The sequence below is a fragment of the Frankia sp. EI5c genome, from assembly GCF_001636565.1.
Classification (GTDB): domain Bacteria; phylum Actinomycetota; class Actinomycetes; order Frankiales; family Frankiaceae; genus Parafrankia.
The window spans coordinates 12,706-37,160 of sequence record NZ_LRTK01000065.1; the positions used below are offsets into that span (position 1 = coordinate 12,706).

19 protein-coding genes and 19 pseudogenes are annotated in these 24,455 nt (G+C 72.5%); 35 read left to right on the forward strand and 3 right to left on the reverse strand.

What is annotated here, in order from left to right:
- Position 1: 1 nt before the first annotated feature.
- The 17 genes and pseudogenes from UG55_RS40775 to truA form a co-directional block, all read left to right on the forward strand.
- Positions 2 to 229 (forward strand): annotated as a pseudogene (locus UG55_RS40775) (nucleoside monophosphate kinase); the annotation flags it as partial.
- A gap of 1 nt (position 230) precedes the next feature.
- Positions 231 to 347: pseudogene (locus tag UG55_RS40780) on the forward strand (adenylate kinase); the annotation flags it as partial.
- Between the two features lie 286 nt (positions 348 to 633).
- Positions 634 to 1,117 (forward strand): M24 family metallopeptidase (locus UG55_RS40785; protein ID WP_242424877.1); only part of this gene is annotated, 484 nt, incomplete at its 3' end.
- A 1-nt stretch (position 1,118) separates the two neighbouring features.
- A pseudogene (locus UG55_RS40790) lies at positions 1,119 to 1,473 on the forward strand (M24 family metallopeptidase); the annotation flags it as partial.
- Between the two features lie 303 nt (positions 1,474 to 1,776).
- Positions 1,777 to 1,842: pseudogene (locus UG55_RS40795) on the forward strand (translation initiation factor IF-1); the annotation flags it as partial.
- Between the two features lies 1 nt (position 1,843).
- Positions 1,844 to 1,998: pseudogene (gene infA / locus UG55_RS20890) on the forward strand (translation initiation factor IF-1); the annotation flags it as partial.
- Positions 1,999 to 2,053: 55 nt separating this feature from the next.
- On the forward strand, positions 2,054 to 2,167 hold the full coding sequence (rpmJ, locus tag UG55_RS20895; RefSeq protein WP_003956441.1) for a 50S ribosomal protein L36: 114 nt from the start codon (positions 2,054 to 2,056) through the stop codon (positions 2,165 to 2,167).
- A 218-nt stretch (positions 2,168 to 2,385) separates the two neighbouring features.
- Positions 2,386 to 2,766: a 30S ribosomal protein S13 gene (gene rpsM / locus UG55_RS20900; RefSeq protein WP_066071970.1), complete on the forward strand. Its 381-nt coding sequence runs from the start codon at positions 2,386 to 2,388 to the stop codon at positions 2,764 to 2,766.
- A gap of 78 nt (positions 2,767 to 2,844) precedes the next feature.
- Positions 2,845 to 3,249, forward strand: a complete 405-nt coding sequence (gene rpsK / locus UG55_RS20905) for a 30S ribosomal protein S11 (protein WP_006541560.1) — start codon at positions 2,845 to 2,847, stop codon at positions 3,247 to 3,249.
- A 35-nt stretch (positions 3,250 to 3,284) separates the two neighbouring features.
- Positions 3,285 to 3,413, forward strand: a pseudogene (locus tag UG55_RS40800) (30S ribosomal protein S4); the annotation flags it as partial.
- A gap of 1 nt (position 3,414) precedes the next feature.
- A pseudogene (gene rpsD / locus UG55_RS20910) lies at positions 3,415 to 3,914 on the forward strand (30S ribosomal protein S4); the annotation flags it as partial.
- Positions 3,915 to 4,097: 183 nt separating this feature from the next.
- A pseudogene (locus UG55_RS40805) lies at positions 4,098 to 4,606 on the forward strand (DNA-directed RNA polymerase subunit alpha); the annotation flags it as partial.
- A 1-nt stretch (position 4,607) separates the two neighbouring features.
- Positions 4,608 to 4,669 (forward strand): annotated as a pseudogene (locus tag UG55_RS40810) (hypothetical protein); the annotation flags it as partial.
- Position 4,670: 1 nt separating this feature from the next.
- A pseudogene (locus UG55_RS40815) lies at positions 4,671 to 5,040 on the forward strand (DNA-directed RNA polymerase subunit alpha C-terminal domain-containing protein); the annotation flags it as partial.
- A gap of 1 nt (position 5,041) precedes the next feature.
- A pseudogene (locus tag UG55_RS40820) lies at positions 5,042 to 5,147 on the forward strand (hypothetical protein); the annotation flags it as partial.
- A 120-nt stretch (positions 5,148 to 5,267) separates the two neighbouring features.
- Positions 5,268 to 5,843, forward strand: coding sequence for a 50S ribosomal protein L17 (gene rplQ / locus UG55_RS20920; RefSeq protein ID WP_066071979.1), 576 nt, complete (start codon positions 5,268 to 5,270; stop codon positions 5,841 to 5,843).
- A 213-nt stretch (positions 5,844 to 6,056) separates the two neighbouring features.
- The gene (truA, locus tag UG55_RS20925; protein ID WP_066071983.1) at positions 6,057 to 6,884 is read left to right on the forward strand and encodes a tRNA pseudouridine(38-40) synthase TruA; all 828 of its coding nucleotides are present in this window, start codon (positions 6,057 to 6,059) and stop codon (positions 6,882 to 6,884) included.
- A 121-nt stretch (positions 6,885 to 7,005) separates the two neighbouring features.
- Here the strand turns inward: truA and UG55_RS20930 are convergent.
- A pseudogene (locus UG55_RS20930) lies at positions 7,006 to 8,244 on the reverse strand (hypothetical protein); the annotation flags it as partial.
- A 790-nt stretch (positions 8,245 to 9,034) separates the two neighbouring features.
- Here UG55_RS20930 and rplM point away from each other — a divergent pair.
- The 9 genes and pseudogenes from rplM to UG55_RS40855 form a co-directional block, all read left to right on the forward strand.
- A partial coding sequence (gene rplM / locus UG55_RS40825; protein WP_242424879.1) for a 50S ribosomal protein L13 occupies positions 9,035 to 9,238 on the forward strand: 204 nt, incomplete at its 3' end.
- A gap of 1 nt (position 9,239) precedes the next feature.
- Positions 9,240 to 9,478: pseudogene (locus UG55_RS40830) on the forward strand (uL13 family ribosomal protein); the annotation flags it as partial.
- Between the two features lie 132 nt (positions 9,479 to 9,610).
- Positions 9,611 to 10,018, forward strand: a complete 408-nt coding sequence (gene rpsI / locus UG55_RS20940; RefSeq protein ID WP_066071992.1) for a 30S ribosomal protein S9 — start codon at positions 9,611 to 9,613, stop codon at positions 10,016 to 10,018.
- Positions 10,019 to 10,211: 193 nt separating this feature from the next.
- Positions 10,212 to 11,606: a phosphoglucosamine mutase gene (glmM, locus tag UG55_RS20945; protein ID WP_066071995.1), complete on the forward strand. Its 1,395-nt coding sequence runs from the start codon at positions 10,212 to 10,214 to the stop codon at positions 11,604 to 11,606.
- Between the two features lie 63 nt (positions 11,607 to 11,669).
- Positions 11,670 to 11,821: hypothetical protein (locus tag UG55_RS40835; protein ID WP_242424886.1), on the forward strand; the 152-nt coding region annotated here is incomplete at its 3' end.
- 1 nt (position 11,822) lies between these two features.
- A pseudogene (locus UG55_RS40840) lies at positions 11,823 to 12,713 on the forward strand (glutamine--fructose-6-phosphate aminotransferase); the annotation flags it as partial.
- Between the two features lies 1 nt (position 12,714).
- Positions 12,715 to 12,766 (forward strand): annotated as a pseudogene (locus UG55_RS40845) (hypothetical protein); the annotation flags it as partial.
- Between the two features lies 1 nt (position 12,767).
- Positions 12,768 to 13,506: pseudogene (locus UG55_RS40850) on the forward strand (SIS domain-containing protein); the annotation flags it as partial.
- A gap of 1 nt (position 13,507) precedes the next feature.
- Positions 13,508 to 13,643, forward strand: a pseudogene (locus UG55_RS40855) (hypothetical protein); the annotation flags it as partial.
- Positions 13,644 to 13,746: 103 nt separating this feature from the next.
- Here the strand turns inward: UG55_RS40855 and UG55_RS20955 are convergent.
- Positions 13,747 to 14,628 (reverse strand): PadR family transcriptional regulator, encoded by an 882-nt coding sequence (locus UG55_RS20955; protein WP_066071997.1) that lies wholly within the window; start codon positions 14,626 to 14,628, stop codon positions 13,747 to 13,749.
- A gap of 128 nt (positions 14,629 to 14,756) precedes the next feature.
- Between UG55_RS20955 and UG55_RS20960 the strand changes: the two genes are divergently transcribed.
- The 4 genes and pseudogenes from UG55_RS20960 to alr all read left to right on the forward strand — a co-directional run.
- Entirely contained in the window at positions 14,757 to 15,302 is a 546-nt protein-coding gene (locus UG55_RS20960; protein WP_066072000.1) for an SWIM zinc finger domain-containing protein, read from the forward strand.
- Positions 15,303 to 15,384: 82 nt separating this feature from the next.
- Positions 15,385 to 16,986 (forward strand): NAD(P)H-hydrate dehydratase, encoded by a 1,602-nt coding sequence (locus UG55_RS20965; RefSeq protein WP_066072003.1) that lies wholly within the window; start codon positions 15,385 to 15,387, stop codon positions 16,984 to 16,986.
- Positions 16,983 to 17,113 (forward strand): annotated as a pseudogene (locus tag UG55_RS40860) (alanine racemase); the annotation flags it as partial. The gene UG55_RS20965 and the pseudogene UG55_RS40860, both read left to right, overlap by 4 nt.
- Position 17,114: 1 nt before the next feature.
- Positions 17,115 to 18,116, forward strand: a pseudogene (gene alr, locus UG55_RS20970) (alanine racemase); the annotation flags it as partial.
- A gap of 58 nt (positions 18,117 to 18,174) precedes the next feature.
- On the opposite strand, the gene UG55_RS20975 reads toward alr, so the two are convergent.
- On the reverse strand, positions 18,175 to 18,483 hold the full coding sequence (locus UG55_RS20975) for a hypothetical protein (RefSeq protein ID WP_066072009.1): 309 nt from the start codon (positions 18,481 to 18,483) through the stop codon (positions 18,175 to 18,177).
- Positions 18,484 to 18,956: 473 nt separating this feature from the next.
- Between UG55_RS20975 and UG55_RS20985 the strand changes: the two genes are divergently transcribed.
- The 5 genes from UG55_RS20985 (at position 18,957) to rimI (ending at position 24,422) form a co-directional block, all read left to right on the forward strand.
- Positions 18,957 to 20,225 carry an alpha/beta fold hydrolase gene (locus tag UG55_RS20985; protein WP_066072015.1) on the forward strand — a complete coding sequence of 423 codons (1,269 nt, stop codon included), beginning with the start codon at positions 18,957 to 18,959 and terminating at the stop codon, positions 20,223 to 20,225.
- Positions 20,226 to 20,332: 107 nt separating this feature from the next.
- The gene (gene tsaE, locus UG55_RS20990) at positions 20,333 to 20,824 is read left to right on the forward strand and encodes a tRNA (adenosine(37)-N6)-threonylcarbamoyltransferase complex ATPase subunit type 1 TsaE (RefSeq protein ID WP_066072018.1); all 492 of its coding nucleotides are present in this window, start codon (positions 20,333 to 20,335) and stop codon (positions 20,822 to 20,824) included.
- Between the two features lie 805 nt (positions 20,825 to 21,629).
- Entirely contained in the window at positions 21,630 to 22,589 is a 960-nt protein-coding gene (locus tag UG55_RS20995) for a TetR/AcrR family transcriptional regulator (RefSeq protein WP_066072021.1), read from the forward strand.
- Between the two features lie 502 nt (positions 22,590 to 23,091).
- Positions 23,092 to 23,859: a tRNA (adenosine(37)-N6)-threonylcarbamoyltransferase complex dimerization subunit type 1 TsaB gene (tsaB, locus tag UG55_RS21000; protein ID WP_066072023.1), complete on the forward strand. Its 768-nt coding sequence runs from the start codon at positions 23,092 to 23,094 to the stop codon at positions 23,857 to 23,859.
- Between the two features lie 2 nt (positions 23,860 to 23,861).
- Positions 23,862 to 24,422, forward strand: a complete 561-nt coding sequence (gene rimI / locus UG55_RS21005; RefSeq protein ID WP_066072026.1) for a ribosomal protein S18-alanine N-acetyltransferase — start codon at positions 23,862 to 23,864, stop codon at positions 24,420 to 24,422.
- The last annotated feature ends 33 nt before the right edge of the window (positions 24,423 to 24,455 follow it).

The window sequence follows — 24,455 nt, forward strand, 5'->3', positions numbered from 1 at the left end:
NGGGGACCCGCCTGGACGTCGTCCTGGAGCTTGTCGTCGACGACGACGAGGTGGTCCGTCGTCTCTCCGGTCGTCGCACCTGCCGCAACTGTGGCCACATCTGGCACCTCGACTTCGACCCGCCCCGTGAGGAAGGGGTGTGTGATCGCTGTTCGGGTGAGTTGTTCCAGCGCGACGACGACCGGTCCGAAACGGTCCGGCACCGCCTCGAGGTGTACGCGGAGCAGACNGCGCCGCTCGTCGCCTACTACGCGGCCAAGGGCATCCTCATCGGGATCGACGCGACCGGCCCCGTGGACAACGTGACCGACCGCGCGCTGGACGCTCTGCGCCACTACGGCGACTGAGCGGTCCGGCGCGGCCCCGCGCGCGGGAGCTCGACGCGCGCGGGGTGCCCTCGCGGCGGGCGGGCGCCTGTCCTGGTCGATGGCAGGAAGTCGCCCGGCCTGGTCGGCCGTCTGTGGTGACCTGCCCGCGTCGTGGCGTCGGAGCCCACATCGCGCGGTCGCCGGCCGGTTATCGTCAATGGTGCGGGACCGGCCGGGTCGCGGACGAAACGAGCCCGGTGGGCCTGCCGGCCAGGTGGGTACCTGAACAGGGCCGAACACTACTGAGGACGGGACCGGGCAGAGCGTGGCACGACGAGAGCACGTCCAGATCAAGACGGCAGCCGAGATCGCGAAGATGCGGGTGGCCGGGCTGCTCGTCGCGAAGACTCTGGCGAAGCTCCGGGAGGCGGTCGCGCCCGGCGTCACCACCGCGGATCTGGACGACCTCGCCGAGCGGACGATCCGGGCCGACGGCGGTATCCCGTCCTTCAAGGGCTACGCCCACCCGCCGTATCCCGCGTCGATCTGCAGCTCGGTGAACAACGAGGTCGTGCACGCGATCCCGAGCCATCGCCGGGTGCTGCGCGAGGGCGACATCATCTCCATCGACTGCGGCGCGATCGTCGACGGGTGGCACGGCGACGCGGCGATAACCGTCCCGGTCGGGGAGGTCGGCCCCAAGATTCTGGACATGCTGCGGGTGTGTGACGAGGCCCTGTGGCGCGGGCTTGCGGCCGCGCAGCTCGGCGGCCGGCTGACGGACATCAGCAGTGCCGTGGAACGCCACANCACCCCGCACGGCTACGGGATCGTGGACCACTACGGAGGCCACGGCATCGGATCCGAGATGCACCAGCCGCCGCACGTGCTGAACTACGGGCGGCCCGGGCGTGGTCTGAAACTGGTCGAGGGCGTCGCGTTGGCGATCGAGCCGATGATCACCATGGGCTCACCGGATACGGTCGTGCTCGCGGACGAGTGGACGGTGGCGACGAAGGACGGCTCGCTCGCCGCGCACACCGAGCACTCGGTGGCGGTGACGCCCCGCGGTCCGTGGGTGTTGACCGAGCCGGACGGCGGGGTCGCCCGCCTCGGCGCGCTCGGGGTGGCGTGCGGCCAGCCCGCCGACGCGCCTGCCGGCTGACGGCGTCAGCCGCCCACGGCTGACCCTGACCCCTGACCCGCTGAACGGCGAGGGCCGGTCGACCGATGGCGGCCCGCTGACGATCCAACTCAACCGGTGCGCCAACGGGNTGCGGCCCCCTGTTGGCCCTTGACGGGACTGGCACGTACACTCAGGAGTCGACGGTCTTCGGCGTCGTCGGTGTTCATCGTTTACGCGGTGGGCCCAGGCGGTGACCTCGCGCACGTGCCCCACGGGGTGCAGGCGTTCGCGCACGCGAGTCCGGGCCGTCATCCCAGCGTCGACGTCAGGACAGCGGAGGACATGCCGAAGAAGGACGGGGCCATCGAGATCGAAGGCCGAGTAGTGGAGCCACTCCCGAACGCGATGNTCCGGGTGGAACTCCAGAACGGTCATCGGGTTCTCGCCCACATCAGTGGCAAGATGCGTCAGCACTACATCCGAATCCTCCCCGAGGACCGGGTGGTCGTTGAGCTCTCGCCATACGACCTGTCCCGCGGTCGCATCGTCTACCGCTACAAGTAGTCGTCATCCCACCAGCAAGCGCGGCCCACGGCTGCGTGTGGAGGTTCGTGCGGCCGTGAAGGTCAAGCCGAGTGTCAAGAAGATCTGCGACAAGTGCAAGGTGATCCGCCGTCACGGGCGCGTCATGGTCATCTGCGACAACCTGCGGCACAAGCAGCGCCAGGGCTGATGACCGGCGGCGGGCTTCAGCCCGCTGCCGAAACTGGGCGGGTCTGAGCCCGCAACCAGAAGCGACACCAGACCGCGTCACGCGGTTCCACCCCCGGTCGGAGGCCGNGGCCTCGTCGGTTGGAGGCCGATGCTCGCCGGTTGGCGGCGTCGCCCCTCCCGCGGCGGCGAGGGCGGTGTCGCCCGAGACCTCCGGATGCAGGAAGGAAACACCGTTTCATGGCACGCCTGTCCGGCGTCGACCTTCCCCGCGAGAAGCGGGTCGAAATCGCGCTGACCTACATCTTCGGGATCGGCCGCAGCCGTTCTCGGGAGACCCTCGCCGCCACCGGCGTCAGCCCGGACACCCGGGTGCGCGACCTCACCGACGAAGAGGTCCAGAAGCTCCGGGAATGGATCGACGCGAACTACCGTGTCGAGGGCGATCTCAACCGTGAGATCAAGCAGGACATTCGCCGCAAGATGGAGATCGGCTGCTACCAGGGTCTCCGTCACCGCCGCAACCTTCCTGTCCACGGCCAGCGCACGCACACCAACGCGCGTACCCGCAAGGGCCCGCGCCGTGCCATCGCCGGGAAGAAGAAGGCCGGCAAGAAGTAGTCACCGGTTCCGCCCGGGCCCACCGGCCCGCGCACCACGACCGCTGACCGACGACCTCGTAGACGGAGACCACGGGTTATGCCTCCCAAGACACGCGCCGCCGGCGTCAAGAAGGTCCGGCGCAAGGAAAAGAAGAACGTCGCCCACGGGCACGCTCACATCAAGAGCACGTTCAACAACACGATCGTCTCGATCACGGATCCCAGCGGGAACGTGATCTCCTGGGCCTCGGCCGGCCACGTCGGCTTCAAGGGCTCCCGTAAGTCCACTCCGTACGCCGCGCAGATGGCCGCCGAGAACGCGGCCCGCAAGGCGCAGGAGCACGGGATGCGCAAGGTCGACGTCTTCGTCAAGGGCCCCGGCTCCGGCCGGGAGACGGCGATCCGCTCGCTGCAGGCCGCCGGCCTGGAGGTCGGCGCGATCCAGGACGTCACGCCCACCCCGCACAACGGCTGCCGCCCGCCGAAGCGCCGTCGGGTCTGAAGTCCGCGCCAGGGATACGAGAGAGAAGGACGAGAATGGCCCGCTACACCGGCGCGGACTGCAAGCGTTGCCGCCGCGAGAAGACGAAGCTGTTCCTCAAGGGCAGCAAGTGCGAGACCCCGAAGTGCCCGATCGAGATCCGGCCGTACCCGCCGGGCGAGCACNGGCGTGGGCGCACCAAGGACTCCGAGTACCTCCTGCAGAAGCGCGAGAAGCAGAAGTGCGCGCGGATCTACGGGATTCTGGAGAAGCAGTTCCGGGGCTACTACGACGAGGCGAACCGCCGCGCCGGCAAGACCGGTGACGAGCTGCTGAAGATTCTCGAGTCCCGGCTGGACAACGTGGTGTACCGGGGTGGTTTCGCGCCGTCCCGTGACGCCGCGCGGCAGGCTGTCCGGCACGGTCACGTGCAGGTCAACGGCCGCAAGGTCGACATCCCGAGCTACCGGGTGACCGAGAACGACATCGTGGAGATCGCGCCGAAGTCGCGCTCGCTCACCCCGTTCATCGTCGCCCGTGAGACGGCCGGAACCGGTCGGGCCGTGCCGCCGTGGATCGAGGCCATCCCCAGCCAGATGCGGCTGCTGGTGCACTCGCTGCCGGCGCGCCAGGTGATCGACACCCAGGTGCAGGAGCAGCTGATCGTCGAGCTCTACTCGAAGTAGTCGTGACCTCCGGCGCCCGGCCCCGAGCCGGCGCCGGGTTCGCGTTCGCGCCGCCGGTGCCGAGGCAGGCACCGGGCCGGGCGTACTGTTGATGGGCACGGGGATGGACGGATGTCCCCGCGCTGCCCCCTGGGGGCTTTCACGGCGTCATATGGCGGTCGCCGTGTCCGGAAGGAAGATCGCATGCTGATCGCTCAGCGTCCCACTCTCGTCGAAGATCCGATCACCGAGTTCCGCTCGCGTTTCGTGATCGAGCCGCTGGAGCCGGGCTTCGGCTACACCCTCGGCAACTCGCTCCGTCGCACTCTCCTGTCCTCCATCCCGGGCGCGTCCGTGACGAGCATCCGGGTGGACGGTGTCCTCCACGAGTTCTCCACGGTTCCCGGGGTCAAGGAGGACGTCACCGACCTGATCCTGAACCTCAAGGAACTGGTCGTCAGCTCCGACAACGACGAGCCGACGGTGATGTACCTGCGCAAGCAGGGCCCCGGTGAGGTCACCGCGGCCGACATCGCCCCGCCGGCCGGGGTCGAGGTACACAACCCCGACCTGCACCTGGCCACGCTCAACGACAAGGGCAAGCTCGAGATCGAGCTGACCGTCGAGCGCGGCCGTGGCTATGTCAGCGCGGCGCAGAACAAGCAGCCCGGCCAGGAGATCGGCCGGATTCCGATCGACTCGATCTACTCGCCNGTCCTGAAGGTGACCTACAAGGTCGAGGCGACCCGTGTGGAGCAGCGCACGGACTTCGACCGNCTCATCGTCGACGTGGAGACCAAGCAGTCGATCTCCCCGCGGGACGCCATGGCCAGCGCCGGCAAGACTCTCGTCGGCCTGTTCGGGCTGGCCCAGGAGCTCAACGCCGAGGCCGAGGGCGTCGACATCGGCCCGTCGGCGGCGGACGCCGCACTGGCCGCCGACCTGGCGCTGCCGATCGAGGAGATGGACCTGACCGTCCGCTCCTACAACTGCCTCAAGCGCGAGGGCATCCACACCATCGGTGAGCTGGTGTCCCGTAGCGAGGCGGATCTGCTCGACATCCGCAACTTCGGGCAGAAGTCGATCGACGAGGTCAAGACCAAGCTGGGTGCCATGGGCCTGCAGCTCAAGGACTCCCCGCCCGGGTNCGACCCGCGCCAGGCGGTCGACACCTATGGCACCGACACGTACAACCCGTCGTTCTCCGACCCGTCCGACGACGGTCGCGAGTTCGTCGAGACCGAACAGTACTGATCCGAACGTGCGCTTCGGGGCTCCGACGCAGACGGGGCCCCGGGCGTACGTCCACCGGGGGCCCAGCCGTGCTTCCCGGCGGCGCCCGGAGAGCAGCGAAAGGAACGAGGAGCACCCATCATGCCCACGCCAACCAAGGGCGCCCGGCTCGGCGGTAGTCCCGCACATGAGCGGCTGCTGCTGGCCAACCTCGCCACCGCGCTGTTCGAGCACGGTGGCATCACGACCACTGAGGCCAAGGCGCGCCGGCTGCGCCCCTACGCCGAGCGCCTGGTCACCCACGCGAAGCGTGGTGACCTGCATGCGCGGCGAAGGGTGATGCGGGTCGTCCGGAACAACTCGGTCGTGCACACGCTCTTCACGGAGATCGGCCCGCGCTACGCGGACCGCAACGGCGGCTACACGCGCATCGTGAAGCTGGGCCCGCGCCGTGGCGACGCCGCGCCGATGGCCCGGATCGAGCTGGTCGAGGCGCTCACCGTCGGCCAGTCGGCGGTCGCGGAGGCCGAGCGTGCCCGCGGGACGCGTTTCGCCGCCCGCAAGGCTCCGACCGGTGCCACCGCGGAGGCTGCCGACGACCTGAAGAACGAGTCGCCGACGGCTGCCGCGGTCGCCCTCGAGGCGCAGGCCGCCGACGAGGCTGCCGCCGAGGCGGTGACCTCCGAGACCAACGAGGACGCCAAGCCGGAGAGCTGAGCGTCCTGACACCGTCACGGCGGGCGGGCCCGGTGCCCGCCGGCCGTGTCCAGATGTCTGTCGCAGGAGCCCGTCGCCCGGTTGGGCGGCGGGCTCCTGCCGCTGTGTGCTGGGTGTTCCGTGCGTCTTTGTCGTGACGTCCCGGGCGGGGCTCCCCGAGCGGTGCCTCCGGGCTCCGGGTTCGTCACGATGGTCCGTAGGAGGTCGCTTTCCATGATCGCGGACGACGAGCTGGTTCGACTGCGGATGGACCTCGCCTACGACGGGACCCCGTTCGCGGGCTGGGCCCGCCAGCCCGGCCAGCGCACCGTGCAGGGCGACGTCGAGGATGCCCTGATGCGGGTGGCGAGGCTGCCGGCTGTTCGCCTCACCGTCGCCGGCCGCACCGACTCCGGCGTCCACGCGCTGGGCCAGGTGGCGCACGTCGACCTTCCCGCCGGAACACCGCTCGGCGGGCTCGCCCGTCGGCTCAACGGCGTGCTCGACCGCGCTGTCCGGGTGAAGGGTCTGGCACCGGCCCCGGAGGGCTTCGACGCTCGCTTCTCGGCGCTGTCCCGCCGGTACGTCTACCGGATCACCGATGCGCCGCACGGCGCGGACCCGCTTCGCCGTTTCGACACGCTCGCGACCCCGCGTCCGCTGGATGCCGCCGCGATGGCCGAAGCCGCGCTGCTCCTGCTCGGCGAGCACGACTTCGCGGCGTTCTGCCGGCGGCGTGCCGGTGCGACGACGGTACGGACGCTGCTGCGCCTGGACGTCTCCCGCGTCGAGGGGGTCGTCCTGGCCGATGTCGAGGCGGACGCGTTCTGCCACTCGATGGTCCGGGCGCTGGTCGGCGCACTGGTCGCGGTGGGGGAGGGCCGGCGCCGGCCGGAGTGGGCGGCCGGGGTGCTCGGCCGGGCGGTGCGGGACTCCGGGGTCACGGTGCTGCCCGCGCACGGCCTGACGCTGGTGGAGGTCCGCTATCCTCCGGACGCTCAGCTGGCGGCCCGGGCACAGGTGACTCGTGCCGTGCGCGTCCCCACGACCTCGTCCGGCTGACGCCGCGCCAGCCCGGTAAGCCGGTGAAACCGTGCAACCCGCGAAGCCCCTGCGCCCGCGCCCCCGGTTAGTCGGTTCCGCCCGTTCCGCCGGTTCCGCCCGTTCCGCCGGTTCGAGCGGTTCAGCCGGTGGTGCCCGTCGCGGCCGTCCCGGTACCGCCGCTGACCATGCGCTGCGCGATCGGTTCGGCGGCGATCAGCCCGAGATCGGTGATCGCGTTGCGTAGCGGGGCGTCTTCGGCCGTGCCCTGAGTGCCGTCGACGTAGGCGAGCTGGGTGAGAAGCATGTAGTGCCCACGGGCGATCGCGGCGCGCCAGGAGTTGTCGCCGGCCGGGCCGAGGACGCGGGCGTCGGTGATCGAGCCCTCCGGGATGGGCAGCGCGTTGACCCCGCCCCGGCCGCCGGCCGCGATTGTCGCCCCGGCCTGCGCTGTGCTTTGCGTGTCCACCACGAACACCGACATCCCCGCGAGCACCTGGGGCCCGCCGCCGGCCGGGGTGGTCAGGTACAGCGCCCGGACGAGCTGGGTGCAGACATCGTCCTTGAAGGTGGTGGCCAGCTCGCCGGTGAGGTCCGGGCAGCCGGAGACGAGGCTGGTGGCGAGCCGGGTGTACGTGCGCCCCTGGACGGTGACCTGCCGGTCGGGGAAGAACTCGTCCGCCCGGACGGGGGCGGCGTCGGCGCGCGCGCTGTTGATGAAGTTCGGATCCACCGACGGCGCGACCTGCCGCGGCTCCTCGGCGGCCGAGGAGCCGCTGTCCCCGCGGAGGACCATCACCACCGCGGCGGCGGCGAGGATGACGAGGACGGCTCCGACGGCCACCGCGAGCAGGCCGCGGGGGCGGCGCCGGGTGGACGTCGGCTCTTCGTCGGGGAGCTGGAAGCGCCCGCGAGGTTCCGCGGACTGCGCTGGCGTGGCCGGGTGATCCGCGCCGGCCGGCGGCCTGCCGGGGAACCGCTCACCGGTGGACTGGTGGTTGTCGGACTGGTGATCGTGGGAAACCTGCCGGCTCAGCGCGACGCGGGCCCGGGTGGGCCTCGGAACCGCCATCGGCCCGGTTCGTGGCCCTTCGTCGACCGGGCCGGCGGGGCCGCTGTCCGCCGGCCCGGCCGCTGGATAGGGCGCCTCGGTCCGACTGGGCTGCCGGTCCGCCAGGCCCGGCTCGGGCGGACTCGCCGGCGTGGGCACCGGTCCGGTCGCGGCCCGCCGATGGAAGGAGAACCCCTTCCCACCCTCGTGGGATGTCCCGGTGGCCGGGGCGAGTTCGTCAGCGGTTCGGCCGGTCTGTGGGCCGCCGGCCGGTCCGCCGCCGGTCACGGTACCGACAGGTGCGCCGGTGCTCGGCCCCGCACTGTCGACNCCGCCGGCCGCGCTCTCGGGTGCGGGCCAGGCTGCGCCCGGCTGACGCCAACCTGCCGGATAGCCAGCGGTCGGATACCCGCCCTGCTGCTGGCCGACCAGTGGGTAGGCGCCCGTGGCGTAGGTGGGCATGGGGCCGAACAGCGGGTCCTCCACCGGCGGGGTCCAGCCGCCAGGAGGTGGCGCCGGCTGCGCGGCGGCCTCGTCGCCTGGCGGAACGCCGTGGGGGGAGTGGCTGGTGCCGTAGGGAGGTGTGGCGTCGTCGAACGAACTGTCCTGCGCAGGCTCGGGCGGCATGCGCTCCTCCTCGCTCATCCCCCCACGCCCCGCCGCTCCGATGTCCTGGCCGGTCCTGGCTGGTCCTGCCATCCGTGCCTCGGCGGCGGAGCGTTTCGCGACCTCGCGTGAAGCCGACGCGTCCGGCTGATTTGCGGAAGAATATCCGAACCTGGCATAAGTGCACGTCGGTCCATTGCCCGACCGAGCCGACCGGTGCGGGCGGCAGGGTGGCATGGCTGGGCAGACCTGCCGCGNGGGGCGGTTCGCGTCGGCAGGTCGGGGGCTGTTCCGGTCACGGGGGAGTCGCCGGGCCTGCCACTCCGATCGCCTGGTAACCTCAAAGACTGCTGCGGACCTTCAGCATCGTGTGGACAAGCCCCGCGTGTTGAGGTCGGCGCCCACACTCCTGGCAGTGCACTTCGCCTCGCGGTAACAAACGTCCCGCGGGGCACCATGCTGGCGACACATGACGACGCTCCCCGCGAGATCGTCCGAACGAGAAGGCAGACCTGTGCGCACGTACCAGCCCAAGCCCGCGGACGTACAGCGCGCGTGGCACGTCATCGATGCCACCGACGTCGTGCTCGGACGGCTGGCCAGCCAGGCTGCCCAGCTCCTGCGCGGGAAGAACAAGCCCTACTTCGCCCCCCACATCGACACGGGCGACTTCGTGGTGATCATCAATGCCGGCAAGGTCGCGATGACCGGCAACAAGNGCGAGCAGGCCCAGTTCCACCGGCACTCGGGCTTCCCGGGCGGTCTGCGCAGCACCTCCTACGGCGAGCTGCTCGACACGCGTCCGCACGTGATCGTCGAGCGGGCGATCCGTGGGATGCTCCCGCACAACCGGCTCGGCCGCGCGCAGGGCAGCAAGCTCAAGGTGTACGCGGGTCCGACCCACCCGCACCAGGCGCAGCAGCCCGTTCCGTACGAGATCAAGCAGGTTGCGCAGTAGTCGCGGATCGATGGGCATCCCGAAGCACGCGGACGGCGCCTGGCGCCCGTCCGACGGACGGCCCGACATGACAGATCAGGCCGTTTCGGGTGGCCTCGAGCGATCTGGTTTCAAACAAGGAAGGAACGCGACGTGGCTGTCGTGACCGACGCCCAGGGCAACCCTCGTGCAACGGGGCGGCGCAAGGAAGCCGTCGTACGGGTGCGGCTGGTCCCGGGGGCTGGCAAGTGGAGCCTCAACGGGCGCACGCTTGAGGAGTACTTCCCCAACAAGGTGCACCAGCAGCTCGTCAACGAGCCGCTGAAGATCCTTGAGCGGGCGGAGTCCTACGATGTGATCGCCCTCCTGCACGGCGGCGGCATCTCGGGCCAGGCGGGCGCGCTGCGCCTGGCCATCGCCCGGGCGCTGACGATCGCCGACGAGGAGGCCCGCCCGGCGCTGAAGAAGGCGGGCTTCCTGACCCGGGACGCCCGGGCCAAGGAGCGGAAGAAGTACGGCCTGAAGAAGGCCCGTAAGGCGCCTCAGTACAGCAAGCGCTAGTACCGCAGCAGGCGCCCGTCACCACAGCGAGCGCTGGCACTGGAGCGCTGACCCGCTCCCCACCGGAAGCGGTGGAACGGCCCGGCAGGCAGGTCCTGTCGGGCCGGCAGGCGTGAGATGGTCCTTTGCCGAGATTCGCGTGGCGTGTCGACGGGCGCTCGCCGGTGCCGTCGCAACCCCAGGGGAGGCCTCAATGGCGAGGCTTTTCGGTACTGACGGCGTCCGTGGTGTCGCGAACGCCGATCTGACGGCGGAGCAGGCCCTCGCTCTGGCGTCGGCCGCCGTCGCGGAGGTCGTGGGGCGGGATGCCCAGCCCCAGCGGCCGGTGGACGGCGTTCCCGTGGCTCGGGCCGCCTCCGCGGCGGATCACCGCCCGCTCGTCATCGTCGGGCGGGACACCCGCCCCTCCGGTGAGTTCCTGGAGGCGGCGGTCGTCGCCGGCCTGGCCAGTTCGGGTGCGGACGTCGTCCGCCTCGGTGTCGTGCCGACCCCGGTCGTCTCCTACGCGGTGGCGGCGACCGGCGCCGATCTGGGCGTCATGCTCTCCGCCAGCCACAACCCGATGCCCGACAACGGGATCAAGCTCTTCGCGGCGGGCGGTCTCAAACTGCCGGACGACGTCGAGGACGCCATCGAACGGCGCATGGCCAGCCCGGCGACCCGCCGGCCGGTGGGAGCCGCGGTCGGGCGGGTCCGGGACGACCGTTCGCTGGTCGACGGCTATGTCGATCATCTGCTGGCCAGTCTGCCTGCCAGCCTGAGCGGCCTGAAGGTCGTCGTGGACTGCGCCCAGGGCGCTGCGTCCGACCTCGCCCCGCAGGTGCTGCGCGCGGCCGGCGCCGAGGTCATACCGCTGCACGCGGACGGCGACGGGCTGCGCATCAACGACCGCTCCGGCGCCACTCATCTCGACAGCCTGCGGGACGCCGTTCGCCAACACGCGGCCGACGCCGGCATCGCCCATGACGGCGACGCCGACCGGTGTCTGGCGGTGGACGCGTCCGGAGATGTCGTCGACGGTGACCAGATCCTGGCGGTCTGCGCGGTGGCGCTCGCCGAACGCGGTGAGCTGCGGCATGGGACCGTGGTCGTCACCGTCATGTCGAACCTCGGCTTCCACCACGCGATGCGGGACGCCGGCATCGACGTCATCACCACGCCGGTCGGGGACCGTTACGTGCTGGAGGCGATGCTTTCCGGTTCCTACTCGCTCGGCGGGGAGCAGAGCGGGCACGTGGTGTTCCTGCGCCACGCGGGAACGGGCGACGGCCTGCTGACAGCCCTGCAGCTGCTCGGCCGGATGGCGGAGAAGGAACAACCGCTGCACGAGCTGGCGAAGGTGATGAACCGCCTGCCGCAGGTGCTGGTGAACGTCCGCGGGGTCGACCGGACGCGCGCGGAGACGTCCGACGAGCTGCGGGCGGCGGTCGCGGCGGCCGAGGCGGAGCTCGGGGGCAGCGGGCGGGTGCTGCTGCGTCCCTCCGGTACCGAACCGTTGGTCAGGGTGATGGTCGAAGCCCCCACGGACCAGCTCGCCCGCTCGGTCGCCGACCGACTGGCGGACGTCGTCCAGCGCGCCCTGCGCTGACCTGGTGGGGGCGGGCCTGCTCACTGCATGTGACGGGCGNGGCGCGACACCCGGCAGAAATCCGTGGCATCCGAATGGTCTGTGCGCGGGACCCGGACCGGACTGCGTACGCTGAGCAACATGTGCGGGATCATTGGGTACGTCGGTGATCAACCGGCCCTCGACGTCGTGCTGAGCGGCCTGCGTCGGCTGGAGTATCGCGGCTACGACTCCGCNGGCGTCGCCGTGGTCGGCGGGGGCGAGCTGCGCACCGTGCGCCGCGCCGGGAAGCTGGCGAATCTGGAGAAGGTCCTCGGCGAGGACAACGATCCCATGCCCGGCTCGACGGCCATGGGGCACACCCGCTGGGCGACGCACGGCGGCCCCACCGACGCCAACGCCCACCCGCACACCGACTGCACCGGCGCGGTGGCGGTGATCCACAACGGGATCATCGAGAACTTCGCCGAGCTGCGCGCCGAGCTGGAGGCCGCCGGCCACGAGCTCGCCAGCGAGACCGACACCGAGGTCGTCGCCCACCTGCTGGAGATCGAGATCGCGCGGGCCGCGTCGTCCGCGGGGTCAGCCTCGTCCGCGGGGTCGGCCTCGTCCGCGGGGTCGGCACCGGCCGCGCACCCGCTCACCGAGGCCCTGCGTGCCGTGTGCCGCCGGCTGCGGGGTGCCTTCACCCTCGTCGTCCTGCACCGGGACCATCCCGGGGTGGTCGTCGGCGCGCGGCGCAACAGCCCGCTCGTCGTCGGCCTCGGTGCCGGCGAGACCTTCCTGGCCAGCGACGTCTCCGCCTTCATCGCCCACACCCGGGAGGCTCTGGAGATCGGCCAGGACCAGCTGGTCGAGGCCCGCCGCGACGGGGTCAGCGTCTTCGACTTCGCCGGCGCCCCGATCGAGGGCCGGCGCTACCACGTCGACTGGGACGCGAGCGCCGCGGAGAAGGGCGGCTTCCCGTACTTCATGCTCAAGGAGATCAGTGAGCAGCCCGAGGCGCTCGCCGACACCCTGCGCGGGCGGCTCTCTCCCGAGGGGGCGATCGTCCTCGACGAGGAGCGCCTGTCCGACCAGGACTTCCGGGATATCGACAAGGTCTTCATCGTGGCCTGTGGGACGGCCNACCACGCCGGGCTGATCGCCAAGTACGCGATCGAGCACTGGACGAGGCTGCCNTGCGAGGTCGAGATGGCCTCGGAGTTCCGCTACCGGGACCCGGTGCTGGACCGGTCGACGCTGGTGGTCGCGATCAGCCAGAGCGGCGAGACGCTGGACACGCTGATGGCGATCAAGCACGCCCGCGAGCAGAAGGCCCGCGTACTGGCGATCTGTAACACCAACGGCTCGACGATTCCGCGGGAGTCGGACGCCGTCCTCTACACCCGCTGTGGGCCGGAGGTCGGGGTCGCGGCGACGAAGACGTTCCTGGGACAGGTCGCCGCCTGCCTGCTCGTCGGCCTGTTCCTGGCCCAGACCCGCGGCGTCCTGTACGGCGACGAGGTCGCCGCCTATGTGGACCGACTGCAGCGCATGCCGGAACTGGTCCGCCGCACACTCGCGACGGTCGAGCCGGTGCGTGAGCTGGCGCGTGGCCTGGCCGACGCGAAGGCGGTGCTGTTCCTCGGCCGTCATGTGGGCTACCCGGTGGCGCTCGAGGGCGCGCTGAAGCTCAAGGAACTGGCCTACATGCATGCCGAGGGCTTCCCGGCGGGGGAGCTGAAGCACGGCCCGATCGCGCTCATCGAGCCCGGGCTGCCCGTGGTGGTGGTGGTTCCGTCGCCGCGAGGGCGGGCGAACCTGCACGGCAAGGTCGTGTCGAACATCCAGGAGGTCCGGGCGCGCGGCGCCCGCACGATCGTGATCGCAGAGGAGGGCGACACGGCCGTCGAGCCCTACGCGGACCACCTGATCCGGGNGCCCGCCACGTCATCCCTCTTCGCGCCGCTGGTCACGACGCTGCCGCTGCAGGTGTTCGCCTGTGAGCTGGCGCTGGCGCGAGGCCTGGACGTCGACCAGCCGCGCAACCTGGCGAAGTCCGTCACGGTCGAGTAGACCGGTTGCCGGTTGCCGGTTGCCGGTTGCCGGTTGCCGGTTGCCGGTTGCCGATTGCCCGGGCGGGAGTGGGTGCCGCCGCGCGGTGACGCCGGCGGGCCGGTCAGCTCAGGTCCTTCGTCGACCGGCCGGGCGCCGTGCCGCCCTCGCCGGCGGCCGCTGGCCGCCTGGTCGCGGCGCTGCCCGGTGCGGCCGGTTCGGTGCTGCCCGGAGCCGAAGCCGACGCGGACTCCTCCAGATCGCCGGCGAGGATGCGGTACAGCCCCCGACGGGTCTCGGTGAGCAGCACCCGGGCCGCGGCGATCTGGTCAGGATCACCGGCCTGGGCGACCTGGACCACGGCGGCGCCGACCCCGAAGGCCAGGCTGCGCAGTGCCGTCATCTCGTCATCGGCGCTCGCCGCGGCCGTCTCCCATGGCCTGGGCGCGCCGGCCCGTGCCTCGACGTGGGCACGGCCGCTGTCGGTGAGGTGGAAGACCCGGCGCCCGTCCCGCTCCTCTGCGCGGACCAGGCCCTCGTCGGCGAGCAGCGACAGCACGGGGTAGACCGAGCCCGGGCTGGGCCGCCACATGCCCCCGCTGCGGGACGCCAGTTCGCCGATCATCTGATAGCCGTGCATGGGCTCCTCGGCGAGCAGGGCGAGCAGCGCCTCGCGGACGTCGCCGCGGGCGACGCGGGCCCCACGGCCGAAGCCGGGGCCGGGGGGGAACCCGCGGCCGAACGGCCAGCCACCCGGGCCCATCGGCGCGCCCGGGCGGCCGCCGCGCCCACCACGGCCGCCGCGCTCCCGCGGGCCGTGACCGTGGCGCTCATGGCCGTGCTCGCCGTGCTCGCCGTGCATGCGGCTGTGCCGCGCACGGGCGTGGTCGGCGCCTCGGGTCGCCTCGGCGAACCCCGCCTGCCGCGCGGCGTCGATCAAACGGGCGGGGTCGAACGCGAAGAAGCGGCTCCACCCGTCCCAGCCAGGAATTGCTTGTGAACTCACTGTGATCTCCTCGATCTAGAGGTCGCGTTGTCTCGCGTACGCTCACGATATATCGCGATGCGACGGCCGCCAAGCCCCCAGGCGTACCTGGCAGGCGCGGCCAGGGTCTGGTTCCGTAGGATTAGAGAATGATCATTTCTGTGTCCGAGGGCGACGGACACGGCGACGAGGCGGTCACCCCGCTGGAAGCCGCCTTCGAGGAGCGTGCCTGCGCCCAGCGGGCGGGCACCGCGGTGTTCATGGAGGGCGTCAGCCTGGCCCTGCTCGGTCGGGTTGAGCAGCTCCGGATCCGTCCCACCAACGCCTCGGGGACCGTCGACGACGATGGTCACCAGCAGGTCCGCCTGGAGGCGGGCGAGGACGGCCCCGGCACCACCTGCACCTGTTCGGACAGCGCGGGCGGTGTCTTCTGCCGGCACGCCGTCGCGGTGGCGCTCGTCGCCACCGGATCGGCCGGGATGGCCGACGATGACGACGATGACGACGAGGGCAACGCCGAGGACCTCTTCGCCGACGATCCGGTGCATGCGGCGATCAGGGTGTTCCTGAGCCGCGTCCCGCGGGCGGAGCTGGTGGAGACGCTGCTCGACGCGGCGGACGAGAGCGACGCCGTCGCCGACGCGCTCTGGGAGGCCACCGTCGCCTGGCACGGCCGCCAGCACGGGGCGGTCTGAGCTCCTCCGCGCCGGGGAGTCCACCCGCCGGGGCGCGCGCGGGATGCGCGCGTCGCGGGCACGGCGGCGGGATCATGGCCGCATGCTCGAAGCTCACACCGTGGCCGACGTCCGGGCCGCCGAGGCGCCGCTACTGGCCTCGCTGCCATCCGGTGCCCTCATGCAGCGGGCCGTGTCGGGGCTGGTCACCCATGCCGTCCGACGGCTCGACCGGGTCTACGGGGCCAGGATCGTGGTGCTCGCCGGCGGGGGCGACAACGGCGGCGACGCGCTGTGGGCCGGTGCCCGGCTGGCCGCGCTCGGCGCCGTCGTCCACGCCCTCGCGCCCGGGCGGACCCATCCCGAAGGCAGCGCGGCACTCCTTGCCGCCGGCGGCCGGCTGCACCGGACGGGCCCTGGCCCCGGTGCTGACGCCGGCGCTGACTCCCCCGCCGGCCCCGGGCACGGCGTGGCCACCGCGGGGCGGCGCGCACCGGGCGCCGACGCCGTCGCCGATCTGCTGTCCACCGCCGACCTCGTCCTGGACGGGCTGCTGGGCATCGGTGGCCGAGGCCCGCTGCGGGAGCCGTACGCGGCGCTCACCCGGCTTGCCCCCGCGGCGCGCACCGTCGCCGTCGACGTCCCCAGCGGTGTGGACGCGGACACCGGCGCGGTGGCGGACGGCGCGGTCCGGGCCAGCAGCACGGTCACTTTCGGCACCTACAAGCGAGGACTGCTGGTCGGACCCGGTTCCACCCACGCCGGCCGGGTGGAACTGATTGACATCGGCCTGACCCTCCCCGCGGCCGACCTGCGCGCGCTGGAGGACGTCGACGTCGCACAGGCGCTGCCGGTGCCCACGGCGACGGACTCGAAGTACACCCGGGGGGTGCTCGGGCTCGTCGGGGGGAGCGACCGGTATCCCGGCGCGGCCGTTCTGGCGGTCGGCGGAGCGCTGCGCGGCGGTGCGGGCTACCTGCGGGTGATCGCCGAGCCCCGGGCCGCCGACCTCGTGCTGCGAGCGCATCCGGAAGCGGTGCTGACGGTCATCGAACCCGGTGACGCCGACACGGCGCTCGGGGCGGGCAGGGTGGGAGCCTGGGCCGTGGGACCAGGTCTGCCCGCGGACGAGGCCACCGGCCGGCTCGTGGCGGCGCTGCTGGAACGCACCGACACCCCGCTGCTCGCCGACGCCGGTGCGCTGGAACCCCTCGCCGCGGTGGTCGCCGCCCGGCCGTCGCTGCTGAGAGAGCGAACCAACCGGGAGCGGACCAACGAAGTCGTCCTGACCCCGCACGAAGGTGAGTTCGCCCGGCTCGTCGCCACCGCGCTGGGGTGGGACGCCGCGGCTGTGCCCGCCCGGCTCACGGCCGACCGGCTGGGCACGGTCCGGCAGGCCGCGGCGGAGCTCGGCGCCACCGTCCTGCTCAAGGGCGACCGGACCATCGTGGCCGGGTCCGGGGGAGAGTCGTTCGTCAACCTCACCGGCACACCCTGGCTCGGAACGGCCGGGAGCGGAGATGTCCTCACCGGCCTGACCGGTTCGCTGCTGGCGGCCGGTCTCGCGCCGCCGCTGGCCGCGGCGGTGGGCGCCCACCTGCATGGTTCGGCAGCCAGGCGGGGCCCGCAGCCGCTGGCCGCCGGGGACCTGCCCGCGTTGCTGCCCGAGGTCATCGCCGACCTGCTTGCTAGCGTCGTGGCGTGAGCTCCTCGCATCCCCCGCGCGCCTACGCGGCCATCGAACTCGACGCCGTGCGTGACTCGGTAGCGGCTCTGGTCGCCCGGGCCCGGAACGCAACGACCATGGCCGTCGTGAAGGCCGACGGGTACGGNCACGGAATGGTGCCCTGCGCGCGGGCAGCGCTGGAGGCGGGCGCGGGCTGGCTCGGCACCGCCTTCCTGGAGGAGGCGCTCACCCTGCGTGCCGCCGGGATCACCGCGCCGGTCTTCTCCTGGCTGGCTGTCCCCGGCGAACCGCTGGCCGCGGGCCTCGCCGCGGACATCGACCTGTCCGCCTCCGCGACCTGGGCGCTCGCCGAGCTCGCCGAGGCGGCACGGCAGGTGGGCCGGGCGGCCCGGGTCCACCTGAAGGCCGACACCGGCCTCGGCCGGGCCGGCGCCACCGCGGAGGACTGGCCCGATCTGTGCGACACGGCGGCCGCGCTCGAAGCGGAGGGGCTCATCGAGGTGGTCGGCGTGTGGAGCCATTTCGCCTTCGCCGACAACCCGGGGCATCCGACCGTCCAGGCTCAGATCGCGCGGTTCGGTGACGCAGTGGACGCCGCCCGCAAGGCCGGCCTGAACCCACAGCTGCGCCACCTGGCCAACTCCGCGGCCACGCTGGTCAGCCCGGAGGCACATTTCGACATGGTCCGCCCGGGGGTGTCGGTGTACGGCCTGTCACCGGGGCCGGAGGTCGGGCCGCCCGCGGCGTTCGGGCTGCGCCCGGCGATGACACTGCGGGCAACGGCGGCGCTGGTGAAGCGGGTCCCGGAGGGCACCGGGGTCTCCTACATGCACCGGTACACGACCCGGACCGAGACCAGGCTCGCGGTGGTTCCCCTCGGCTACGCCGACGGGATCCCGCGCGCGGCGACCAACACCGCCGAGGTGCTGGTGGGTGGGCGCCGCCGCCGGATAGCCGGCACCGTCTGCATGGACCAGTTCGTCGTGGACGTCGGCATCGACCCGGTGGCAGCGGGTGACGAGGTCATCCTGTTCGGGCCGGGAGAGCACGGCGAGCCGACGGCGGACGACTGGGCACACGCCCTCGCGACCATCAACTACGAGATCGTCACCCGGGTCGGCGCGCGAGTGCCCCGGGTCTACATCTGAGCGCGCGTTCCAACTCGGGTGTGAACGGGCACCCGGGCGGTCAGTGCTGCCCGGGCGGTCAGCAGCCGCAGCCGCCGCTGCCGCAGGACCCACCACCGTGCGCGTCACCGCTCGCCGCGCCGCCGAACATGCCTCGTTCCATCCGGCGCCGGACCGGCTGCGGATTAGCCGCGCGCTCCGCCGCCTTCTCGATCTCGCTCCGTGTGGTCAACGTCAACATGACCGGACCGCCCGCGGTGGGAGCGGGTGCTGCCGCCCCGACCGCGCCGAGCTCGTCGCTCAGCTCGTCGGTCTCGTCCTCGATGTCAACAGCGCCGCTGTGCACGGGCGACGCGACCGGCCCGCTCTTCCGCCACCGCAGTTTCACGACGCCTCCCCTGACGCAACCCAATCCCAGCCGGCCGCAACCGTTCGCAGCCGCAACCGCCCGGGCCGACCGGTTCAACGCTAGCGGAGGATCCAGGCCAGGTCCTGGTGGATCTTTGTGATCCCCTGTCGGTTATCCGCCTGCCTTCGCCTGTGATCTCCCGCGTGGTCGCCGCCGCGCCCGGGGCCGACGGTGGCGGCCGGATCCGCGCGCGGCGCCGCCGCGTCTCGCCGGCCGATCAGACCCCGCCGCCGGGCCTGTCCGCCCTGTCCGGCCGGTCGGGCGCGGTCGGCGGTTTCGTGCTGCTGTGCCACGCCTCGTCCGGCCATCTCCTGCCCTGGTACGGCCGGGGCGGGTGCATGGCGTCAGGTCCGCCGGGCTGGCACCATCGGGCATTGGCACCTTCAGGCATTATCGGTACGTCGTGCTGCCATTGGCGCAGGCGCGACATTTGGTGGAGAGGTGGGCGGGCGATGGCAGGAGGCCGCACCGCTGGTGGCCGCACCACTGGTGGCCGCGCCGGCGTCGGCAGCGCCGCTGCCGGGTCACGTGCCGGTGGCGCCGTGGGTCACGCCCAGCGCCGTGGACTGTCGGCCTCACTGGCTTTGGCCGGAGGTGCGGCGAGAGCGGTCACGGCCGCCGCCGGTTCGGTCGTGGGCTCCCGCGCGGTGCGCCGCGGGGGAGCCGTGGGGCTGGTCGGGGCGGCACTCACAGCCGGGCTGCTGGCCGAGCGCCGGACCGTCCGCCGGCATCGTGACGTGCCTGATCTGCCCGAGGGTGACGGAGTCGGCCCCATCGGGGGTCGGGTCAGCATGGTCGTCACAGCCGCGGACGGGATTCCCCTCCACGTCGAACAGACCGACCAGGACCCGCGACCCGGACCAGAGACTGCCGCCCCGACCCTCGTCTTCGTCCACGGCTTCTGCGTGAACGGCGACTCGTGGGTGTTCCAGCAGCGGGCGCTGCGGGATCTGGGGCCGATGGTGTTCTACGACCTCCGGGCACACGGCCGTTCCGGCCCGTGCGAGGCGGGGAGCTGCACCATCGACCAGCTCGCGGCCGATCTGCACCAGGTGCTCACCGAACGGGTCCCGCAGGGGCCGATCGTGCTGGTCGGCCACTCGATGGGCGGAATGACCATCATCGCCCTGGCGGGCACCCATCCAGAACTGTTCCGGGACCGGGTCGCCGGCGTGGTGCTGCTGTCGACCAGCGCGGGTGATCTGGCCCGGCTGACGCTCGGCCTGCCGGCCCTGGTCACCGACGGCGTGCGCCGGGCACTGCCGACGCTGACGGTCGGGATGCGGCGCGCGCCCACGCTGTTCGAGCGCGCGCGCCGGCGCGGCAGCGACTTCTCCTGGGAGATCACCCGCCGCATCGCCTTCGGCTCGGGCGATGTGCCCCCTTCCGTCGTCTCGTTCCTGGAGGAGATGGTCGGAGACACACCGATCCCGGTGATGGCGGCGTTCATGTCCACCCTGCTGGAGCATGACAAGGTGGAAGCCGTGGCGGGACTTCGTGACACCCCGACGGTCATCCTGGTCGGGGACGACGACGTCATGACCCCGCCCGAGCACAGCCGCGCCATCGCCGACCTGCTGCCCGATGCCGAGCTGCGGATCGAGCCGGGGGCGGGGCATGCGATCATGCTGGAGCGCCCCGCCGCGACGAACGCCGCCATCCGCGACCTCGTCGAGCGGATCAACGCTCCCCGCCCGGTGCCAGACGCTGTCAGGCCGTGACCGCGGCCGCGGCCGGCGGGTGAGCCGCTCTGCCGGCGGGTGGTCGGCGCCCGGCCATGGAAAGCCTGGCCGTGGCAGCCACATCACGACTGAGGACGGACCGACGGATGACCACGCCCGCCATTCTGGAGATCGCCGTGGAGGACCCCGACCGGATGCGGGCGGTCGGCGCCCAGCTCGGGCCGGTGCTGCGGGCCGGTGACCTGATCATCCTTGACGGCCCGCTCGGCGCGGGCAAGACGGTCTTCGTCCAGGGGCTGGCGGCCGGCCTGGGGGTGCGCGGGCCGGTCACCTCGCCGACCTTCGTGCTGGCGAGGGTGCACACGGGCGGTCGGCTGCCGCTGGTCCACGTGGACGCCTACCGTCTCGGCGGGGCGGCGGAGGTGGACGACCTCGACCTGGACGCTGACATGGCGCAGTCGGTGTGCGCCGTGGAGTGGGGGTCAGGTCTGGTGGAGCAGCTGGCGGCCGCTCACCTGCGGGTGGAGATAAGCCGCCCGGAAGGCGAGGAGGGCGGAGAGGTGCGCAGGGTTCGACTCTGGCCGGTCGGCGGCGACTGGCTCGACCGCCTGGCCGTCGCCGGTCTGGTGCCGCGCTGACCGGTGGCGGCCGCGCCCGCACGTTGTTCCCACCCCGGCGTGGTGCCCGGGACACCCGGCAGGGTTGGCCGGGTCGGGTCGCGGGCGAACTCGCTGTGACCGGGCGCGGGCCCGCCCCCCGGCTCCGGGGAAACCGGGCTACCTGTTGGTGTTGTGGCCTCCCCGGCATCCGCTCTGCCGCCTCCGAGCGCAGCGGCGTTGGGCGGCGTTGGGCGGTGGTTGGCCGGAGGTGACGCCTGGCGGGCCTCCGCCCCCGCGCGAGACGTCCCATGCCACGGCGGCCTGAGAGCCCTCGCGGACGGAGAGCCGCCCCGCGAACGGCCGGCAGTCGGGACCATCCAGCGCCAGAGCCCCCGCCCCGGCGGGGATCCGACCGGGGCGGCGCGCCGGCGCCCGGCTGGCCCGGGCTGGGCCTAGCACCTTTTCGGGTGGGCATGTTCGGGTAACCGGGAAAGTGATTCCGAAAACATTTCCCGGTCGGCCCGCCGTTAATCGGGGGTGCGGGCCGGAATGAGGAGCGTCGCTGAAGGTGAACCGGCGCACACGCGGCCGGCATCCTAGATCATGTTAAGGTCAGATGTCCCCCTGTTAATGCCTGGTCCCGGGTCCCGCCCATACCGTGTGGCGGGGGGGTGTGTCGCGACAAGCGGCCCTTGAGGACAAATAGTCAACGTTCCGTAGTTGATGAGTTGTTCCGCTATATTGGCGGCGTAGGCGCGAAGTTCATGCACGCGGCGGCCCACCCGCGTCATGCGACCGCGACAAGAATCGGTGATGGCCTGTTGGGGCCGGGAGAGGGGAGCGCGTGCACAGCAGCACCGCTGTCGACCTTGTGGAGGCTCCGGCCGAGCGCTCGACCCGGTCCCGCCGGACCCGTAGTGATTTCCTCGCCAGTCGGCGCGATCTCCTCGATGCGGTGGGGCGGCTCCTCGCCCGCAACGGGCGGCGGTTCAGCCTCGTGGATCTGGCCGCCGAGGCGGGGGTCTCGACGGCGACCGCCTACCGGCACTTCGTCGATGTGCACGACGCCCTCGACGTCTACTACCTCCAGCTCATCGACGTCCTGGTCACCGACATCCGGGCGCTGGCCGCCGGCGACGACAACCTCGCCAACTTCGAGGTCGTCTGTGACGTGTGGGTCCGTTCGGTGGCCCGCTGGGGCCGGGCGGCGGTGCACGTGCGGTCCGCGCAGGGCTACCTCGCCCGGCTGAAGGCCCAGGACGACCTGGTCGCGCGGCTGCACGAGGTGCTCGCGCCGGTCGTGCTCGGTCTGGTGGAGAGTGGTGTCCTACCGCCGCAGGAGCCCGAGTACGCGGTGCTCCTCTGGGCGTCGGTCTTCGACGAGCGGGTGATCGTCGACCTGCTCGACACTCTCGGCTGGTCGGTGGAGCAGGTCGCGCAGAAGCTCACCGCGTCGGCGCTGCGGATGCTCGGCTTCACCGGCTGGACCCCGCTGCGTGCGGCGTTCCCCCCGGTGGCCGGTTCGGCGTTCACCCAGGCAGCGAGCCCGTTCTCGACCGGGCCGACCGGGCCGGCAGGGCCCGCGGCCGCCGGCATCCGCCCCGCCCCCGGGGCCGTTCCGGCTCCCGGAACCCTGCCGCCGGCCCCCCGGGTGGGCCGGCAGCCGCGCAGCACGGGTGCGGCCAGCGCCGCGATCCACGCCGCCAGCGCCGCGATCCATGGCCGAGGCGGCCTGCCGGCGATGAGCTCCGACCCGAGGATCCGGCACCGCCCCGCCGGAGGGCCGGCCCGGCGCAGCCACTGAGACCCGCCGGCGCGGCCGGCACGGCCATGGAAGTGGCCGGCGCCGGCGACGCGGGCGCGGGCGTCGCCCATCTCCCGGTGGGCTGTCCGCTCCCGCCGACCCAGGCGGCCGTCGTTCTCCCGTTGTGAAATCTCCGGCTGGCCCGCCGGTGCGCGGGGATGTCCCGGGCCCCGCCTTCTGTTGCATCCGGTTCACAACCGGCCCGGAACTCCGCCCGTCCGTCGAGTGGCTGTTCTGAATTCCAACCGGATATTCCTGGAGGGCATATCCGGTATTGCGTTCGACCGATTTTTCCGCGGAGATTCCGATGGCCGGGCGCCGGGTGGCGAGAAATTGTCCCGGTCGGCCGCCTCCCGGGTGTTCGGCTGACTGGCGGAGCGGCCCCGGTGGCACCGGGGCGGCTGCCCGCGGGGCAGAACGTTCGTACACAGAAGGTCGGTGCTGCGGGCGTGCCGGGCGTGCCGGGCGCCGGGGCCGGCTGGCGAATCCGTAGGCTGGACCGGTGCTTGTCCTGGCGCTCGACACCTCGACGGCGGCCTGCTCGGTCGCGCTGGTCGAGCTCGGCGTGTCGCCCACCGCGCCGGTTCCCGCGGCCGGCGTAGCGCCAGCCGGGCACGTCCTCGCGGAACGCTCGGCCTGGGACGCCCGCCGGCACGGCGAGCTGCTGGCACCCATGATCAGTGAGGTCCTCGCCGCGGCTCGCGTCCGGTCCCCGGAGGTGGCCGCCGTCGTCGTCGGCACCGGCCCGGGGCCGTTCACCAGTCTTCGAGTGGGCCTGGTGAGCGCCGCCGCGTTCGCCGCGGCGCTCGGCATCCCGGTGCACGGGGTCTGTTCGCTGGACGGGATCGGTGCCGCCACCAGCGGTCCGGTCGGAGTCGTGACGGACGCCCGCCGCTCCGAGGTGTTCTGGGCGCGCTACCAGGACGGGGCCCGGCTGGGAGCGCCAGGGGTCGGAGCTCCGGCCGGCGTGGCGGCGGAGCTGCGCGCGTCCGGCGCGACGCGGGTCACCGGGCCCGGTGTCGCACTGTACCCCGCGGCGTTCGCGCCCGAACTGTTCGCGCCCTCGCCCGGCCTGGCCGGCGCCGCCGGCGCCGTGGGCTCCGTGGGCGGGAACGTCGAGCCGGGTTCACCGTCACCGGCGGTGCTCGTCCGCCTGGTCGCCGACGACATCCTGCGCGGTGTCCCCCCGGGCACCCTCACACCGCTCTACCTGAGGCGTCCCGACGCGGCCGAGCCGCGTCCCCCCAAGACCGTCACGGCGGCGGGTTGACGATGGCCGCCGTCAGCCATCCGTCCGGCAACCGACCTGCCGAGCAGGTCGAGCTGCTCCCCATGCGCTGGTGGCACCTGGCCGGGATCGCATCGCTGGAGCGGCGGGTCTTCGATCTCGATCCGTGGTCGGCCGAGCTTTTCTGGTCCGAACTCGCCCAGGGCGAGAGCCGCAACTACCTCGTCGCGATGTCCGCCGGCTCGATCGTCGGCTACTCCGGGCTGGCGTTGCAGGGCGACGAGTCGTATATCCAGACCATCGGGGTCGTGCCGGAGATGCGCGGGCGACACGTCGGAACCCGACTGATGCTCGCCCAGCTCCGGGAGGCCCGCCGCCGCGGCGCGCGCAGCTGCGGGCTGGAGGTGCGGACGGACAACCATCCGGCGCGGGCGCTCTACGCCAGGCTGGGTTTCGTGGATCTCGGTGTCCGCCGCGGCTACTACCAGCCGTCGGGTGGCGACGCCTACGTGATGCGGGCCCGGCCGATCGACACCGTCGGGTACGGGGCCCTGCTGGACCAGACCGCGGCGGCGATCGACCGGGACGCGCGGGCGGCCTCGTGACGGCCGGCGCCCGGAGCGGCCCGGGTACGGCGG

Bases quoted from the DNA above. Each gene is read 5' to 3' on its own strand.
- rpsM (WP_066071970.1), top strand. From the start codon at position 2,386: ATGGCACGCCTGTCCGGCGTCGACCTTCCCCGCGAGAAGCGGGTCGAA.
- rpsK (WP_006541560.1), top strand. From the start codon at position 2,845: ATGCCTCCCAAGACACGCGCCGCCGGCGTCAAGAAGGTCCGGCGCAAG.
- rplQ (WP_066071979.1), top strand. From the start codon at position 5,268: ATGCCCACGCCAACCAAGGGCGCCCGGCTCGGCGGTAGTCCCGCACAT.
- truA (WP_066071983.1), top strand. From the start codon at position 6,057: ATGATCGCGGACGACGAGCTGGTTCGACTGCGGATGGACCTCGCCTAC.
- glmM (WP_066071995.1), top strand. From the start codon at position 10,212: ATGGCGAGGCTTTTCGGTACTGACGGCGTCCGTGGTGTCGCGAACGCC.
- UG55_RS20960 (WP_066072000.1), top strand. From the start codon at position 14,757: ATGATCATTTCTGTGTCCGAGGGCGACGGACACGGCGACGAGGCGGTC.
- UG55_RS20965 (WP_066072003.1), top strand. From the start codon at position 15,385: ATGCTCGAAGCTCACACCGTGGCCGACGTCCGGGCCGCCGAGGCGCCG.
- UG55_RS20985 (WP_066072015.1), top strand. From the start codon at position 18,957: ATGGCAGGAGGCCGCACCGCTGGTGGCCGCACCACTGGTGGCCGCGCC.
- tsaE (WP_066072018.1), top strand. From the start codon at position 20,333: ATGACCACGCCCGCCATTCTGGAGATCGCCGTGGAGGACCCCGACCGG.
- rimI (WP_066072026.1), top strand. From the start codon at position 23,862: ATGGCCGCCGTCAGCCATCCGTCCGGCAACCGACCTGCCGAGCAGGTC.